General features: G+C 21.7%; 1 pseudogene. It reads left to right on the forward strand.

Annotated elements, in window-relative coordinates:
* Window positions 1–271 precede the first annotated feature (271 nt).
* Window positions 272–713: pseudogene (locus GQX97_RS13245) on the forward strand (transposase); the annotation flags it as partial.

The following is a 713-nucleotide window of genomic DNA, read 5'->3' on the forward strand; positions in this document are numbered from 1 at the left end:
ACAAATGGTATCCAAGCTATAATATGATGATATTTATCAAATACACCATCTTTTGATTTTATTACTTCATCGTCTTTATTAAATAAATTWAACATATTACACCTATAATGTTCATAAAAGTATAGTTACATATACTATAACATTATAATGAAAAATTTTAAACAAAAAAATGATAGTTAATTGTTTAGGAGCCATAGATATTGCACGTTTTTTAKTTAAAATAAAGTAGGTATTCCTTATAATATAAATAGCTAAATTTAAAGGAATACCTATKAAAGAATATACTTCAAATCAAAGAAAAAAGATAGTTCTAAAAATCAATAAAGTTAAGAATAAAGAAATATTAGCTTCTAAATATGATATTAGTATTAGAACATATTATTATTGGAAAAGGCAATTAGAAACTTGTTCTATTATAAAACCTAAATCTACTAAACCTAAAACTAATAAAAACAAATTGAAAGATAAAAAGATTATTAAAAGAATAATTGAGATAAGAAAATTATATGGTTATGGTAAATTTAAAATACAAAAACAATTAGAATTAGAAGCGATTAAAGTAGGAACAACCGCAATAGAAACTGTCMTAAAAGAAAATAATTTGTATAGAAGTAAAAAGAAAAAAATTAAAAGGAAGCATAATGGAAAACACGCTCAAAACTTTAAAGAAGCAGGAGAAAAAGTACAAATAGATACAAAATATGCTTTCTTTG

This window comes from Brachyspira sp. SAP_772 (assembly GCF_009755885.1).
GTDB lineage: Bacteria > Spirochaetota > Brachyspiria > Brachyspirales > Brachyspiraceae > Brachyspira.